Here is a 15,521-nt window from a genome sequence, read left to right as displayed (position 1 = left end):
CGGTTCATCCCCGCTCTCGCGGGGAACACGATGCCAATGCAGGTAACACGCATGATGTGTCCGGTTCATCCCCGCTCTCGCGGGGAACACACGTGGGCAGCGCTCGCCGAACACGTTGTTTTCGGTTCATCCCCGCTCTCGCGGGGAACACGACGCAGGCCGAGACGAACGGCCGCTGCTGGACGGTTCATCCCCGCTCTCGCGGGGAACACCGGCAAAACCAAAATCTTGAGAGGAATACGGGCGGTTCATCCCCGCTCTCGCGGGGAACACTTGGAGTGGTTCTCGGCAAGTTTGCGTTGCCACGGTTCATCCCCGCTCTCGCGGGGAACACCGCAACGCCGGATTTAGGTCTCTCACCGAGGTCGGTTCATCCCCGCTCTCGCGGGGAACACGGATCTCGCCGCCTCGATCTCTCCCAGGATGGCGGTTCATCCCCGCTCTCGCGGGGAACACATGATCCTGCAAATCATGGGCGCATTCGCCGAAGGTTCATCCCCGCTCTCGCGGGGAACACAACACTCAGCAATTCAATAATGTATTTTCTATCGGTTCATCCCCGCTCTCGCGGGGAACACGCTCAATTAAGCGTTATGACTGGAGCGTCAATCGGTTCATCCCCGCTCTCGCGGGGAACACTTGCTTTTGAGCTTCTTGTTCTTGATCTTGAACGGTTCATCCCCGCTCTCGCGGGGAACACGTGTAAGTGCGTCGTTCTGTGCACGGGATGATACGGTTCATCCCCGCTCTCGCGGGGAACACTTTTGTAATGCAGAAAAGACCGCAACAACGGCCGGTTCATCCCCGCTCTCGCGGGGAACACTCCCTAGGCGCATCCGGAGCCGGCAAGACCACCGGTTCATCCCCGCTCTCGCGGGGAACACCCCCCCTGCCCGAAGTGCCTAAACTGGCGTCGCGGTTCATCCCCGCTCTCGCGGGGAACACCTGGGCAATCGCCGGATCGGCGTGCGCCATGAAGGTTCATCCCCGCTCTCGCGGGGAACACTGTGGCCCATCGTTTCGCATCGATCCAGTTGCCGGTTCATCCCCGCTCTCGCGGGGAACACATTTATTTGCCAATTGCCGGCATCCCTCGTGTCGGTTCATCCCCGCTCTCGCGGGGAACACTGGCTGGTCGTGGCGGACGTCTCCAGTGGCTACGGTTCATCCCCGCTCTCGCGGGGAACACCCGCCAGGGGTAGGCGTTGGCCCGCCGTCCTTCGGTTCATCCCCGCTCTCGCGGGGAACACTCTCAGCGATACCGCCCGAGATATTCGCGATTCGGTTCATCCCCGCTCTCGCGGGGAACACTTAAATATTGCCGATAGCTCACACCTTGATCGCGGTTCATCCCCGCTCTCGCGGGGAACACTCCGGCATCGTGATGGTGGCCATCCCGCAAAACGGTTCATCCCCGCTCTCGCGGGGAACACTTACCGCGAATTCGTCGCATACTCCCGGTAATTCGGTTCATCCCCGCTCTCGCGGGGAACACGATGGATAAGTGTTTTTTGCATCAGACGTACACGGTTCATCCCCGCTCTCGCGGGGAACACATCGATAAACTCCAGCTCAATCTGCCTGGGGGCGGTTCATCCCCGCTCTCGCGGGGAACACACCATTTACAACACATTGATTCCCCAGTCAAAAAACCATCTGCTGAAAACCACCAACCTTACGGGCGCAGCCGCGCCTCTGTCGTAGTCTTCGTCCAGCCTCCACACCCACTCACTTCCGCAACCGGATCCCCCCGCCTGCCGGCTGTGGTGGCCGGGGGCGGGCGCGCCAGTCGTAGAGGCGACGCAGGTTGTCGGGGGAGCAGAACACCGTGTCGCGGTTGGGGTTGTCCACGCTGCACAGGTCGGTGGCGCGCTGGTCGGGGTCGATGCGGGCCGGCTCGCCGGGGTCGGCGGGTTCGTTGCTGGCGATGGGCTCGGGGGTAGGCGGCGGCGCCTGGGTGGGATCGGGGACGGGGAAGGCGTCGGCGCTGGAGACGGCACCACCGGTGTAGTCCAGCCGCTTGCCGTCGCAAGGGCGGTCGGCGTAGATCACCTGGCCGTCCTTCAGGCATTTGTAGACTTCGGCCCCGGCCTGGCCCGCCAGCAACAGGCCGGCGAGGCCGCAGCAGAGCATGGCATGTCGCATGGCTTTTCTCCCTTGGTCCTGGCTTCGGTATGGGCGCGAAGAAGGGGCTCGGACTGCCGTGCAGGCGTCATAACCGACAGCCGGTCGCCGCATGTTGTCGAGCCGATTGGCATTGCCTTACAACGTGCGCCTGTCGATTGCGGAACCGAGTTGCGAGATGAACGAACAGCCCATCCTCGACCCGCAGCGCGTCGCTGCGCTGGAAAACGATGCCCACGCCCGCCCCACGCTCTATCGTATGCGCGTGACGGCGATGGCGGTACTCGGCTACCTGGCGGTGCTGGGGCTGGTGCTGCTGGGGCTGCTGATCTTCTTCATCGGTGTGCATACCGACCGCGTGCTGCTGACGGTCAGCGGCATCGCCTTCGCCGTGACCAGCGTCTACCTGGTGGCCAGCTGCCTGACCCGCGGCGACGATGCGCCCCCGGGGCGGCCGCTGCAACGCGCGGAGGCGCCGGATCTGTTCCGCCTGCTGGACAAGCTGGCGCGCAAGTCCGGTGCGGCGCTGCCCGATTCGGTGGTGATCGACCAGCGTTTCGCGGTGATGCTGGTGGAGCAGCAAGGCACGCTGGCGCTGCGCCGGCCGCGCCGCCACCTGGTGCTGGGGCTGCCGCTGCTGCTGGCGCTGTCGTCGTCCGAGCTGGCGGCACTGCTGGCGCAGGAATACAACCGGCTGCGCAGCGACCAGGGCCGTCTGGCAGACTGGCTGTGCGCGCTGCGCCGGCGCTGGGCGGCACGCTATGCCCGCCTGCAGGACGAGCACGGAGCGCTGAGCGAATTCGTGGCGCGCTTCTACCTGTGGTACATCCCGCGCTTCCAGACCTACACCCTGGCGCTGGCGCGCGAGCAGGAAATGGCGGCCACCCAATGGTCGGCGGAGGTGATCGGCAGCCAGGCCGCGGCGCACGCGGCGCTCAAGATGGCGCTGTTCGGCCGCTTCTTCGAACACCACTATTGGACCGCCTACTGGCGTCAGGCCGACAGCCGGGCCGAGCCGGGCCTCGCGCCGTATGCCGGCATGGCCGAGGGCTTCCGCCAGGGCGAGCGGCTGTGGCGCTCCAGCCGCTGGCTGAAGGAGGCGCTGGCCGAGCGCCCGAGCTACGACGATCCGCACCCCAGCCTGAAGCAGCAACTGGACCGCCTCGGGCTGGGCGCGTCGCCGGTGGGCTGGCCACGCCAGAGCGCGGGCGAGAAGTGGCTGGGTGTCACGCTCGGCAAGCTGGTGGGCGAGTTCGATCGCGAATGGCTGGCGTTGAACAACCAGGCGTGGAAAACCCGCTATCGCACCGCGCGCCAGGAAGAAGCCGAGCTGGAAACATTGCGCATGTACAGCCCGGACGCGCTGGACCTGAACCAGCTGTGGCGGCTGGCGCAGCTGACCCATTCCCGCCTGGGCGCCGCCGAGGCGCGACCGTTGATCGAGCGCGTGCTGGCGCAGCAGCCCGACCACGCGCAGGCGCGCTACCTGCTGGCGGCGATGCTGCTGGATGCCGGCGACGAGCGCGGTCTGGGCTGCATGGAGCAGGCGATGAAGCTGGACCAGCAACTGGTCGACGAGGGCATGGCGCGTTGCCAGCGCTACCTGGGCAAGCGCGCGCGCCAGCACGATGTGGAGGACATGTGGGCACGGCTTTCCACTTATCACGGGTGGGCGCACGCTTGATTGCCTGGGGGTAATGGCCTTTTTTGCTGCGGGGTATGCATCAGCTTGCCCCCGGCAAAGCCGGGCGCTCAGGGTTCGTGGAGCGCCTCGTAGCGGCAATCCTTGATTGATCCCACTCCCCCCGCCCTCGCCGCCGCGAGGGAGCCTCGCTGCGCTCGATGCTGTGGCAAGCGGGGGTGGATCACCGATGGCGTGCTGCCTCGCCTGTTGCGTGCGACACCGCTGCACATCGGATTGACTTGAACTGGACTTCGCTTGCTGGACTTGCATGTGGGGCGGCTGATCCGGCTGCTGCGGATCAACCGCTCGAATCCAGCGGGGTACCGGGCGTCGTCCGAGATCAGCCCTGCCGTGCCGCACGCTGGCGCAGCATCCATGCCAGCAGGGCGCAGGCCGCGGCGGCCAGCAGGTGCTTGAGGTGGTGGCCGCTGAGCCAGCCGCCGCTCAGGTCGTACACCACGGCGTCGCCCAGCTCGGCCACCTTGGCCAGGCCGTAGCACAGGCCCGCCTGCAACATCGCCAGCCGTTCCGACCACGGTGCGTCGGCGCGGTGCTGCCAGCACGGCACCAGCAGCAGCGGCGCCAGTTGCAACCACAGGTACGGACGCAGATCGCCGCCCTGCTCGCTTCCCAGGCCAGTGAAGTGCCACCACGCCACGCTGACCACGGCGAGCAACGCCGCCAGGGCCGCGGCCTCCCGCCCCCAACGGCGTGCGCCCGCCTCGGCCCAGCCCGCGGCCAACAGACCACCGGCCGCCAGCGCGATCGGCAGGCGATCCCACACCAGCCGCGCGTCGTCCGGCGCCCAGTGGTAGTAGGCCGATCCCAGCGCCGTCAGCGCCACGCCGGCGAAAAACAGGCGCCAGCCGACCCAGGCGCTGTCGTCGGCATGACGCGGCAGGCGTCGCACCTGGCGCAGGCCCCACCAGCCCACCAGCAGGAACGGCAGGTTGGACCAGACGTTCAGCGCGGCCGGCGTGCCCCACAGCGCCACGTCGCCGACGAAATGGTGATAGTCGGGCCATTGGCGGATGGGGCCGTACAGCCCCAGCGCCAATACGCTGGCCCACGCCAGCAAGGTGATCCACGACCAGCGACGCCGCGCCGGGGTACGACCGATGACCAGGGTTTGCATGAAGTGCTTCCTTTGCGATGAAAACGCCGCAAGGTTGCGTTTCAGGCCCTGTTTCCGCCATCGCCACGCGAAAAGTGCCGTTCATCGCATACTCTGGTATCGTTTTTCGATACTTAACAAGGAATGACGCATGCGGGAAGTGGACGAACTGCTGGTCGCGCTCAAGCGCCACCTGCGCCAACGCGGGCTGACCTACCGGGCCCTGGCGCCGCAACTGGGGCTGTCGGAGGCCAGCGTGAAGCGCCTGTTCGCCAATGGCCGTCTGACCGTGGAACGGCTGGCGGAAATCTGCCGTCTGGCCGATCTCACCGTGGCCGAACTGGCGTTGGCCGCGCAGGCCGGGCACGAGGTATCGCGCCTGAGCGCGGCGCAGGAGGCGGAGCTGGTGGCGGACGAATTGCTGTTGCTGGTGGCCGTGTGCGTACTCAACCACTGGCAGGCGACCGACATCCTGGCGCACTACCGGCTGGATGAACCGCAGCTGGTGCTGCGGCTGACGCGGCTGGACCGGCTGGGCCTGATCGCGCTGCTGCCGGGCAACCGCATCCGCCTGGCGGTGGCGCGCGATTTCGACTGGCTGCCCGACGGGCCGATCCGGCGCTATTTCCGCGAGCACGCGGAAGACGATTTCCTGGCGGACGGCTTCGCCGACGAGGCGTGCTTCTTCTTCAGCCACGGCATGCTGACCCCGGCGGCGCGCGAACGGCTGGTGGGGCAACTGGCCGAACTGCGCCGCGAATTCGCCGCCCAGCACCAGGCCAGCCTGCCGCAGGCGCTGGGCCAGCGGCGCGGCCACGGGCTGCTGGTGGCGCTGCGAGAATGGGAGCCTTCCGCATTTGCAAAATACCGGCGGACGCCCACTGGCGCGTGAAAAACGATTACGTATAATGCGAGAACTTTGCGCGATCCGATGCCATATCCCGGCCCTGCCCGGCCAGGAACCTGCCCCAGCCTTGTCCGCGGCAGTGTTCCAGGTGACACCGGTGCGCAAGGCGCGAAGCGCGCGGTGGTGTGAACACCCCGAGCGGCTTGTCACGCAGCAGCACCCCGATCATGCCCCGCACCCACAGGGCCGGATCGGAAAAAGCCCATGCACTGCGTGATGCTCCTTGGAAATAATGGGTTTTACCTGCGTCGCACGCCCTGCGCCTGACCTGTTTCGGGCCGGGCGCTGCCACGAAAAACGCGTGGACAGGCGCTCAGATCGCCGCTCCAGTACTCGTTTCCAGTCCGTCCTTTGTTTTGTCGAACCGCTGCTCGACTGGTGCCCCCGTGGGGGATCGCGGCGGTCTACACGGAATCTTTATGTCCTTTGCTTCCCTCGGTTTGAACGAGGCGCTCGTACGCGCCGTCACCGAACTCGGTTATACCGAACCCACTCCGATCCAGACCCAGGCCATTCCCGCCATCCTTTCCGGCGGCGACCTGATGGCCGGCGCCCAGACCGGCACCGGCAAGACCGCCGGCTTCACCCTGCCGATCCTGCAACGGCTGACCGAAACCCCGCGTGAAGGCGCGCCGCGCATCCGCGCGCTGATCCTCACCCCCACCCGCGAACTCGCGGCCCAGGTGGAGGAATCGGTGCGCAACTACGGCAAGCACGTGAAGCTGAAGTCGCTGGTGATCTTCGGCGGCGTGGCGATCAACCCGCAGATCGACAAGCTGAAGAAAAAGCCCGACATCCTGGTCGCCACGCCCGGCCGCCTGCTCGATCACGCCTCGCAAGGCACCGTCGACCTGTCCGGCGTCGAGATCCTGGTCCTGGACGAAGCCGACCGCATGCTCGACATGGGCTTCATCCACGACATCAAGAAAGTGCTGGCGCTGCTGCCGGAAAAGCGCCAGAACCTGCTGTTCTCGGCCACCTTCTCCGACGACATCAAGGCGCTGGCCGACAAGCTGCTGGACAAGCCGGCGCTGATCGAAGTGGCACGCCGCAACGCCACCGCCGACAGCATCGCGCAGAAGGTCCACCCGGTGGATCGCGACAAGAAGCGCCAGCTGCTCACCCACCTGATCAAGCAGCACAACTGGTTCCAGGTGCTGGTGTTCACCCGCACCAAGCACGGCGCCAACCGCCTGGCCGAGCAATTGTGCAAGGAAGACGTCCCGGCGCTGGCGATCCATGGCAACAAGAGCCAGGGCGCCCGCACCCGGGCACTGTCCGAATTCAAGGCCGGCACCCTGCAGGTGCTGGTCGCCACCGATATCGCGGCGCGCGGCATCGACATCGACGAACTGCCGCACGTGGTGAACTACGAGCTGCCCAACGTTCCCGAGGATTATGTGCACCGCATCGGCCGCACCGGCCGCGCCGGCGCCGAGGGCGAGGCGATCTCGCTGGTGTGCGTGGACGAACTCAAGCTGCTGACCGACATCGAGAAGCTGATCAAGCGCGATCTGCCCAAGCAGGTGATCGAAGGCTTCGAGCCCGATCCGCATGCCAAGCCCGAGCCGATCCAGCTGCGCAGCGGCCAGCGCCAGCAACAGCGCAACCCGCGCCAGGGCGGCGGTCGCGGCCAGGGCCAGCAACAGGCACAGGGCCAGGGCGAAGCGCGCGCGCAGGATGGGCAACGCCAGCAGCAGTCGCGCAAGCAGCGCCAGGGTCAAGGCCAGGGTGGCGGCCAGGGGCAACAGAACCAGGGTCAGCGCGGCAACCAGCAGCAAGGCCGCAAGCAGGGCCAGGGGCAAGGTCAGGGCCAGCAGCAGCCGCGCGGCCAGCAGGGCAAGGGCCGTGGCCAGCAGCAACAACAGAGCCAAGGTCAAGGCCAGGGCGGCAACCGCGGCACGCGCAACGGCAACGTCGAGCATCGCGGCAAGGACACCTCGATGTGGGACGAGCGCCAGCCGGCCAGCAACGAGAACACGCCGGTGTCGTCGTTGTTCGGCATGCCGCCGCGCCGCTCGACCGGCCGCCATCACTGAGCGCCCGCGCGGTCGCTTAATCTGAACGGATCGGCCTGCCCCACGGGGAGGACGATCCGCCCCGAAAGGGCGGCGCTGCCGCCCTTTTCGCTTCCACCCGGGACAAACCCCATGCACTTCGAACACCTGCTGCAAATCAACGACGACAGCAACCCGATGACGGTGGTGCTCAGCGCCGAGCAGTTGTGGCGCGGCCTGGTGCATCGCGCCCAGGCGCCGCAGGATTTCATGGAGCAGGTGGATCACGTGGCGCTGCTGCACCGCGAGGACAACTACCTCGAACGCGAGATGCGCATGGGCAACCTCAGCGTGATCGACCACATCACCTTCACCCCCGGCCAGCAGGTGCACTACGACACCCAGCCCGGCGACACCCACGGCGGCGGCTCGCTGACCATGACCATCGAACAGCCCGGCCCCGGCGCGCTGTTCCTGCGCGTGGTCTACGAAACGCCCCTGCCCGACACGCCCAGCGGCACCGACACCGACGACAGCTACTACGTCGATTACGTGAAGGAAGCCTACCGCCAGAGCGACATCGACACCGTGCGGCGCATCCGCGAACTGGCGCAGCGCGGCTTTTTCGACTGAGCGTGCCACCGGCGCCTCCGCTCGCTTGCGCGCCGCCGTAGGGGCGAAGGACGATTCGCCCTACAACCGTTTCGGCATCCGCCTACAGCGCATCGGGCGGGCTGCCGCTGGCCGGAAAACCGCGTGACGCAACCGCCGCCGCCGAGCCGGAAAACCGGCAATATTCCCTACGGAACAATCAGTTAGCGCCCCTAGAGTGACAGCACAACATCGCCGAGGAGCTTGCCATGCTGCACTACGCCATCGTTTTTCTGATCGTCGCCCTGATCGCCGGGGTGCTGGGTTTCGGCGGCATCGCCGGGACCGCCGCCTGGATCGCCAAGGTGCTGTTCGTGGTGTTCCTGGTGCTGTTCGTGGTATCGCTGATCCGCCGGAACACATAGGCCGGAACCTCGTAGGCTTAAACCCCACGTCTTGAACCACTGAGAACACAGAGAACACGGAGTTTCACAGAGAAAACCAAGGCAACCGAGCGTCGGGCTTGAAGCGTCCCCTGCTTTTGCCTTTCTCCGTGATCCTCTGTGCCCTCTGTGTTCTCTGTGGTTCAAGATTTGGGGTTCCGTCGAATACCACCCAGCGCGCCCCGGCGCAGCAAAACAAAACGGCCGCAGTTGCGGCCGTTTTGTTTTGGCATCGATCCCGATCAGGCGGCGCGCTTCTTGAATTCGCCGGTGCGGGTGTCGATTTCGATGCGATCGCCGATTTCGACGAAGGCAGCGACCTGGATCTGGGTCTCGGTGCCCTTCAGCTTGGCGGGCTTCATCACCTTGCCGGAGGTATCGCCGCGCACCGCGGGCTCGGTGTATTCCACTTCGCGCACGATGGTGGTCGGCAGTTCGACCGAGATCGCCTTGCCTTCGTAGAAGGTCACTTCGCAGACTTCTTCCATGCCGTCGACGATGAAGGCCACGGTGTCGCCCACGTTCTCGGCTTCCACTTCGTACTGGTTGTACTCGGAGTCCATGAACACGTACATCGGGTCGGAGAAGTACGAGTAGGTGCATTCGCGCTTTTCCAGCACCACCACGTCGAACTTGTCGTCGGCCTTGTACACCGCTTCCGACGGGGCGTCGGACAGCAGGTTCTTCATCTTCATCTTCACGACCGCAGCGTTGCGGCCGGACTTGTTGTATTCGGTCTTTTGGACCACGAGCGGCTGGCCATCGACCAGGATCACGTTGCCCGCGCGGAGTTCCTGAGCAGTTTTCATGACACTTCCTGTTGCCAAGTTCGGTCGATGCGCAGCCGGCTGGGCCACCACCGATGAACCTTCGATTGAGAAATAGAAAAACTCGCTATTCTAGCTTGGCCCGCGCAAAACTGACCAGATTGGCGGCGAGGTCCCTTTGGCCATCCAGATGGGCGGCCCAGCCCTCGGCATGCGCCGCCAGCAGCGGCAGCCAATCCGCCAGCGCGGCCCAATCGGGCGCCCCGCCCCGGTTCCACGCCAGCCAGAAATCGCGCACCGTCTGGACGGCCTCGGCCGGCAGGCCGGTCAGATAAACCGCCAGGAACGCCTCCAGTTTGTCCAGGTGCGCGTCGTCCTGCTGCGGGTAGATGTGCCACGCCAGCGGCCGCGCCGCCCATTGCGCGCGCACGAAGCTGTCCTCGCCGCGCACGAAGTTGAAATGGCAGCTCCACAGCAGCAGGTCGTATTCGTCCTGCGCCACGAAGGGCACGCTGTGCGCCGTCAGCGCCCCGCGCGTCACGCCCTGCGCCAGTTGCTGCGAAGTCACGCCGAGCGCCGCGGCCAGCGCCCGCACCACCTTGCCCTGCGGCACCAGCAGCAACACCGGCCGTTCGCCGGCGATCCAGGCATCGAGCAACGGCGCCAACGGCGGGTCGGCATAGGCGAACAACGACACGCGCAAGGCGTCGGGCGCCGCGTTCACGCCCAGGCGCGTCGCCAGCCAGTGCCGGGCGGCAACGTCGTCCCATGCGGCGCGGCGCGTGCTCAGCGCCGCTTCGCGCGGCAGACCGCCGGTGCGCGCGTTGAAGCCGGGAAAGAAGAAATACTTGCCCAGCCCGCCCGGCTGCGGCGACGCCAGGCCGTGGCAATCGGCGACCCAGGCTTCGGCCGACAGGTACTCCAGGTTGATCCACACCGGCTTGCGCGCCCGCGCGGCCATCCGCGCCGGCCACGACGCCGGCAGCGTACAGGCGAAGGCTTCGATCACCACGTCGCCGGGTTCGACGCCCGCCGCCTCGGCCTGCGGCCAGTGCACGACATCCACGCCGGCCAGACGCTGGCGCGGCCGTTGCGGGTCGAGCGCCGGTGCCAGCGGCGCGAAGCTGGCGAGATCGTCCACCCACAGGCGTACCGACTGGCCGAGCGCCGCCAATTGGCGTGCCAGCCGCCAGCACACGCCGATGTCGCCGTAGTTGTCGATCACCTGACAGAATACGTCCCAGCGCAGCTCGCCCAAGCCTTTGTTTTCCAAACCGTTCCTCCAAGACCAACGGGATGTGAGCGCGCCAGCTTACCCGCGCCGGCCACGAGCGGCTAACAAAACCCTCCTGGCTGCGTCGCGCGGGGGCGCCGAGCTGAACTTGCCGTACTACGCGTACTGTCTGCGTTCGCGCTTCTTACCAGGACCGCTTCGCTGGGTTTTGTTAGCCGCTCCAAGCCCCGCCTGTCCACATCGGTGCGTCGCATTGCACGATTCGTGCGCCCGAATATTGCGATTTTACTGCCGGAAGTGGAATCGAAATATGTCGCTTATTCAGCAGATGGATTGCTCGTTTGTGAACACAACGTCCATTTTCATTCAAGTAGTCTGGCAATTACGATTACAAACAAAATTGAATCCCGCAATTACTTACAGAAATACTTTCACTTATTTGCCGTCCATCTGTCTTACGCCAATTGATTCTCCCTTTTTGAATTGCCTCCAATAATATGTGAAGGCTGGTCAACCCCGTCATCAGAATGGGAAACCGGCAAATTGATGCAATTCAATCGAAAGGAGTGTCAACATGCAACTTAGCAAGATGAAGTCGCTCATCGCCGGCCTTGCGCTGGTGGCTGCCGGTGCCCAGGCCCAGGTCATCGACTGGGGTGCGCACGATCCGCTGGAAGGCGCTTTGGTCAAGCACGGCCCGGCCGAATCCGGCCAGTGGTTCGAAGACTACGTCACCTTCTCGCTGGGCCAATCCTCGCACCTGTGGCAAAGCACCGTGGTCAGCAACCTGGGCACGTTCCTGAGCCTGACCAACGCCCAGCTGGAGCTGTTCCAGGGCGTCTACAACGACGCCAACGTCGATACGCTGCTGGGCACCCAGGCCTTCGACGGCACCACCGGCAACCTGACCCGCAACTTCGCCAACCTGGCCAGCGGCGACTACTACTACAAGGTTTCCGGCTTCGTCGCCGGCAGCCTGGGTGGTCAGTACGCACTGGCTTCGGCCGTGGCTCCGGTGCCGGAACCCGAAACCTATGCCCTGATGGGCCTGGGTCTCGTGGGCCTGATCGCCGCGCGCCGCAAGAAGCACAAGGCGCAATAAATCTTTCGCAGTGTACGCCCCCTTGCAGTAGAAAAAGCCCCGGGGAAACCCGGGGCTTTTTTCATATCGCGCGCGATTTCATCCCGCCGATTCAATTCATCGAGCCAATACCCGTCCCGCCATCCTGGAGCGGCAACAATCTGCGCAAAATCGAATATCAAAACTGTCAATTCGATTTAACAATCCCCCCATGCCGCAACCCTGAATGGGCGCAATCGCGGACTCGCCTGCCATTTATCGACAATAGCCGGTAAAGCAAACCCCAGATCTTGAACCACAGAGGACAGTGAGAACACGGAGTTCCACAGAGCAACCCTGAAGCTTTTGTCTTGCTCCGTTTTTCCTCTGTGTTCTTCGTGTCCTCTGTGGTGCAAGGCGTGGGGTTTTGCTACCCCACAGCTCAGCCCCCTCAGCGCGACCAGAAGAAGCCGCGGGTATCGATCACCACGCGGGTTTGCAGCTTTTCGCGGCGCACACGCTTGAACTGCTTGTGATCGACCAGCAGCAGCACGATGTCGGCCTGCTCGATGGCTTCTTCGGCGTTGCTGAATTCCACCTTGCCTTCCAGCTTGTTCGGCAGCTTGTCGATGTGCGGCTCCACCACCAGCATGCGGCCCAGGTCGCGCTCGGCCAGGTCGGCGACGATGTCCATCGCCGGGCTTTCGCGCAGGTCGTCGATATCGGCCTTGAACGACAGGCCCAGGCACGCGATCACCGGGTTCTTGAAACGGTCGGCGGCGCGCGCCACCTGCTCGATCACGTGGTGCGGCTTGTTGTCGTTCACCTCGCGCGCGGTGCGGATGATGCGCGCCTCCTTGGGCGCGGAATCGACGATGAACCACGGGTCGACCGCGATGCAATGGCCGCCGACGCCGGGGCCGGGCTTGAGGATGTTGACGCGCGGATGGCGGTTGGCCAGCTCGATCAGCTCCCACACGTTGATGCCCAGCTTGTCGCTGATCAGCGAAAGCTCGTTGGCGAAGGCGATGTTCACGTCGCGGAACGAGTTCTCGGTGAGCTTGGCCATCTCGGCGGTGCGGCTGTCGGTGAGCAGGCATTCGCCGCGCACGAAGATCTGGTAGAGATCGGCGGCCATTTCGGCGGCCTTGGTCGTCATGCCGCCGACGATGCGGTCGTTCTCGACCAGCTCGCGCAGCACGTGGCCGGGCAGCACGCGCTCGGGGCAATAGGCCAGCTGGATGTCGGCGGCGTCGCCGGCCTGCTGCGGGAACGAAAGATCGGTGCGGTACTCGGCCAGCCAGCCGGCCAGTTGCTCGGTGGCGCCCACCGGCGAGGTCGATTCCAGGATGATCAGGTTGCCCTGGCGCAGCACCGGCGCGATGGCGCGGGCGGCGGCCTCGATGTACGACAGGTCGGGCTTGTGGCCGTCCATGAACGGCGTCGGCACGGCGATGATGAAGGCGTCGGCCTCCTGCGGCGTGGTGCGGGCGACCAGGTTGCCCTCCTTCACCACGTGGTGCACCAGGCCGTCCAGGTCGGGCTCGACGATATGCACCTGGCCGCGGTTGATGGTGTCCACCGCGTGCTGGTTCACGTCGACGCCGATCACCTTGACGCCGCGGCTGGCCAGCACCGTGGCGGTGGGCAGGCCGATGTAGCCCAGGCCGATCATGGCGACGGTATTGAATTTGTACATGGTCATGCGCTCCAGTTTTCGAGGATGTCGTTGATGCGGCGCGCGGCCTGGCCGTCGCCGTAGGGGTTATGGGCGCGGCTCATCGTCTGGTAGGCGGCCGCGTCGTCCAGCAGGCGGCGGGCTTCGTCGACGATCAGCGCGCGGTCGGTGCCGACCAGCTTCACCGTGCCGGCGGCCACGGCTTCGGGGCGTTCGGTGGTGTTGCGCATCACCAGCACCGGCTTGCCCAGCGACGGCGCTTCCTCCTGCACGCCACCGCTATCGGTCAGGATCAGGTCGGCCCGGCCCATCAGATAGACGAAGGGCAGGTAGTCCTGCGGTTCGATCAGGTGCACGTTGTGCCGACCGGCCAGCAGCCGGCGCACGGGTTCCTGCACGTTGGGGTTGAGGTGCACCGGGTAGACGATCTCGATGTCGCGGCGCTCGGACAGCTCGGCCAGCGCGGCGCAGATGTTCTCGAAGCCGCCGCCGAAGTTCTCGCGGCGGTGGCCGGTCACCAGTACCAGCCGCCGGTCCTGCGCCAGGAAGGCGAAGCGCGTGGCCATGTGGTCGGCCAGCGCGGCGTCCTGCTTCAGCCGGCGGTCCACTTCCAGCAGCGCATCGATCACGGTGTTGCCGGTGACCTGGACCGTTTCCGGGCGCACGCCTTCGCGCAGCAGGTTGTCGCGCGCGGTGTCGGTGGGCGCGAAATGCAGCGCGGCCACCGCGCCGGCGATCTTGCGGTTCATCTCCTCGGGCCACGGCGAATAGATGTCGCCGGTGCGCAGTCCGGCCTCGACGTGGCCGACGGGGATGCGCTGGTAGAACGCCGCCAGGCTGGCCGCCATGGTGGTGGTGGTGTCGCCGTGCACCAGCACGATATCGGGCCGCCACTCGGCGAACACGCCGCGCAGCCCGGTCAGCGCGCGGGCGGTGATGTCGGTGAGATCCTGGCCCGGCTGCATCAGGTCCAGGTCGAAGTCGGGCTTGAGCGCGAACAGCTCCAGCACCTGATCCAGCATCTGCCGGTGCTGCGCGGTGACGCACACCTTGGCCTCGAAACGCGGATCGGCCTGCAACGCGGCCACCACCGGCGCCATCTTGATCGCTTCGGGACGGGTGCCGAAGACCACCATCACCTTCTTCATGCGCGCTGCTCCCGCACGAACGGGCGCTTCGCCATGGCCTTGGCCAGCATCACGAAGAAGTACATGTCGTCGATGAAATAGCGCTTGAACATGCGGCGCGGCTCCTGCAGGAAGCGGTAGAACCACTCGAAGCCGGTCTTCTGCATCCACACCGGGGCGCGGCGGGTCTTGCCCACCATCACGTCGAAGGTGCCGCCGACGCCCATGGCGAACGGTACTTTCATCTGTTCCTGGTAACGACCGAGGAACTGTTCCTTCTTGGGCGAGGTGATGGCGACGAACAGGATGTCCGGCCGGGCCTCGGCCACCTGCCGCACCACCTCGGCCTCTTCGTCGGCCTTCCAGTAGCCGTTGCGGTAGCCGGCCAGTTGCAGCGCCGGATATTGCGCCTGGAATTTCTCCGCCACGGCGCTCACCACTTCCTCGCGCGCGCCCAGCAGGAACACGCGCCAGCCCTGCTCGGCCGAATGGCGCATCAGGTTCTCGAACAGGTCCACCCCGGTGACGCGCTCCTTCAGCGGCTTGCCCAGCAGCTTGGATGCCCACACCACCGGCATGCCGTCGGCGTTGATCAGCGCGCAGTCGTTGATGATCTGCTTGAGCGCGGGATCGCGGTGCGCCTTGACCACCTTGTCGGCGTTGATCACCACGTGCTGGTGCGGCCGGCCCGAGGCGACGAATTCGCCGATGCGGCCCAGCGTTTCCTGCATGGAAAGATTGTCTACATCGCAACCCAATATGTTCAGCCTGCTCATGTCATGGTCTCCGTTTTTG

13 protein-coding genes and 1 CRISPR repeat array are annotated in these 15,521 nt (G+C 65.5%); of the genes, 6 read left to right on the top strand and 7 right to left on the bottom strand.

Features of this window, described 5'->3' with window-relative positions:
* Positions 1 to 1,617: a CRISPR direct-repeat array (repeat unit 29 nt; unit sequence CGGTTCATCCCCGCTCTCGCGGGGAACAC).
* A 111-nt stretch (positions 1,618 to 1,728) separates the two neighbouring features.
* On the bottom strand, positions 1,729 to 2,145 hold the full coding sequence (locus C556_RS0112725; protein WP_018748639.1) for a DUF4124 domain-containing protein: 417 nt from the start codon (positions 2,143 to 2,145) through the stop codon (positions 1,729 to 1,731).
* A 157-nt stretch (positions 2,146 to 2,302) separates the two neighbouring features.
* Between C556_RS0112725 and C556_RS0112720 the strand changes: the two genes are divergently transcribed.
* Positions 2,303 to 3,808, top strand: coding sequence for a M48 family metalloprotease (locus C556_RS0112720; RefSeq protein ID WP_018748638.1), 1,506 nt, complete (start codon positions 2,303 to 2,305; stop codon positions 3,806 to 3,808).
* Between the two features lie 340 nt (positions 3,809 to 4,148).
* Here the strand turns inward: C556_RS0112720 and C556_RS0112715 are convergent, their stop codons facing one another.
* Positions 4,149 to 4,943, bottom strand: coding sequence for a hypothetical protein (locus C556_RS0112715; RefSeq protein ID WP_018748637.1), 795 nt, complete (start codon positions 4,941 to 4,943; stop codon positions 4,149 to 4,151).
* Between the two features lie 130 nt (positions 4,944 to 5,073).
* Here C556_RS0112715 and C556_RS0112710 point away from each other — a divergent pair, with 130 nt between their 5' ends.
* From C556_RS0112710 to C556_RS22315, 4 genes are all read left to right on the top strand, one after another.
* Entirely contained in the window at positions 5,074 to 5,814 is a 741-nt protein-coding gene (locus C556_RS0112710; RefSeq protein WP_018748636.1) for a helix-turn-helix domain-containing protein, read from the top strand.
* 434 nt (positions 5,815 to 6,248) lie between these two features.
* The gene (locus C556_RS0112705; RefSeq protein ID WP_040431148.1) at positions 6,249 to 7,868 is read left to right on the top strand and encodes a DEAD/DEAH box helicase; all 1,620 of its coding nucleotides are present in this window, start codon (positions 6,249 to 6,251) and stop codon (positions 7,866 to 7,868) included.
* 111 nt (positions 7,869 to 7,979) lie between these two features.
* The gene (locus tag C556_RS0112700) at positions 7,980 to 8,459 is read left to right on the top strand and encodes an SRPBCC family protein (RefSeq protein WP_018748634.1); all 480 of its coding nucleotides are present in this window, start codon (positions 7,980 to 7,982) and stop codon (positions 8,457 to 8,459) included.
* A gap of 227 nt (positions 8,460 to 8,686) precedes the next feature.
* Positions 8,687 to 8,842, top strand: coding sequence for a DUF1328 domain-containing protein (locus tag C556_RS22315; protein WP_018748633.1), 156 nt, complete (start codon positions 8,687 to 8,689; stop codon positions 8,840 to 8,842).
* A gap of 260 nt (positions 8,843 to 9,102) precedes the next feature.
* Here C556_RS22315 and efp read toward each other — a convergent pair whose 3' ends face one another.
* Positions 9,103 to 9,669 carry an elongation factor P gene (gene efp, locus C556_RS0112690; RefSeq protein ID WP_018748632.1) on the bottom strand — a complete coding sequence of 189 codons (567 nt, stop codon included), beginning with the start codon at positions 9,667 to 9,669 and terminating at the stop codon, positions 9,103 to 9,105.
* Positions 9,670 to 9,754: 85 nt separating this feature from the next.
* On the bottom strand, positions 9,755 to 10,900 hold the full coding sequence (gene earP / locus C556_RS0112685) for an elongation factor P maturation arginine rhamnosyltransferase EarP (protein ID WP_018748631.1): 1,146 nt from the start codon (positions 10,898 to 10,900) through the stop codon (positions 9,755 to 9,757).
* Positions 10,901 to 11,435: 535 nt separating this feature from the next.
* Between earP and C556_RS21725 the strand changes: the two genes are divergently transcribed.
* Complete coding sequence (locus C556_RS21725) at positions 11,436 to 11,963, top strand: FxDxF family PEP-CTERM protein (RefSeq protein WP_018748630.1); 528 nt, start codon at positions 11,436 to 11,438, stop codon at positions 11,961 to 11,963.
* Between the two features lie 409 nt (positions 11,964 to 12,372).
* Here C556_RS21725 and wecC read toward each other — a convergent pair whose 3' ends face one another.
* From wecC to C556_RS0112665, 3 genes are read right to left on the bottom strand one after another with little or no spacing between them, the layout of a single operon-like run.
* A complete protein-coding gene (gene wecC, locus C556_RS0112675) occupies positions 12,373 to 13,620 on the bottom strand; it encodes a UDP-N-acetyl-D-mannosamine dehydrogenase (RefSeq protein ID WP_157236154.1) in 1,248 nt (415 codons plus the stop codon).
* A gap of 2 nt (positions 13,621 to 13,622) precedes the next feature.
* Entirely contained in the window at positions 13,623 to 14,747 is a 1,125-nt protein-coding gene (wecB, locus tag C556_RS0112670; protein ID WP_018748628.1) for a non-hydrolyzing UDP-N-acetylglucosamine 2-epimerase, read from the bottom strand.
* Positions 14,744 to 15,502: a WecB/TagA/CpsF family glycosyltransferase gene (locus C556_RS0112665; protein ID WP_026263059.1), complete on the bottom strand. Its 759-nt coding sequence runs from the start codon at positions 15,500 to 15,502 to the stop codon at positions 14,744 to 14,746. The genes wecB and C556_RS0112665 overlap by 4 nt, the downstream gene beginning before the upstream one ends.
* Positions 15,503 to 15,521: the final 19 nt, after the last annotated feature.

It is taken from the genome of Chitiniphilus shinanonensis DSM 23277 (assembly GCF_000374805.1).
Classification (GTDB): Bacteria; Pseudomonadota; Gammaproteobacteria; order Burkholderiales; family Chitinibacteraceae; genus Chitiniphilus; species Chitiniphilus shinanonensis.
The sequence above is the reverse complement of the archived record's forward strand: the minus strand, read 5'-3'. Positions and strand labels throughout refer to the sequence as shown.